The sequence below is a fragment of the Variovorax sp. P2_H12 genome, from assembly GCF_056403395.1.
This window is the reverse complement of record NZ_JBFUFO010000254.1, coordinates 1-405: the sequence shown is the minus strand read 5'-3', so window position 1 is coordinate 405 and position 405 is coordinate 1. Positions and strand designations below refer to the sequence as shown.

Sequence of the window (405 nt, the reverse complement as noted above, 5' to 3'; positions counted from 1 at the left end):
GTGCAGACCAAGCTCGCCCTCGACGGCGACAACAAGGACACCCTCGGCATCAGCTTCATCGCCACCGGTCAGCAGGTGCTGTTCCTGCCCGCCGGGGTCCCGGGCGGAGCCGAGTCGGTCAAGCGTCGCCACGCCTTCCAGACCGAAATCGCCGAGATCGGTGTCGTCGACCCGTCGGTGGGGTTGCTCTCCAAGACCTGGTTCGCCAAGCAGAACGAGCTGATGCTCCTCAAGGAGGACGCCATCAAGGCGATCGTGATGGGCCGCAAGCCCCTCTCCTCCTGGGACTCCATGGTCAAGGAGTGGAAGGCCAAGGGCGGCGACCAGGCCGCTGAGGAATTCGCCAAGGAGTACGCAGCGGCCGCCAAGGCCTGATCCCTCAGAGCAGGTGGGGCCCGACCCGCC

General features: G+C 66.4%; 1 protein-coding gene. It reads left to right on the top strand.

The genetic code is table 11. The features are described from left to right. The coding region (locus tag AC1DYK_RS36030) for a hypothetical protein (protein ID WP_478170626.1) at nt 1-375 on the top strand (375 nt) is incomplete at its 5' end. Nucleotides 376-405 lie beyond the last annotated feature (30 nt).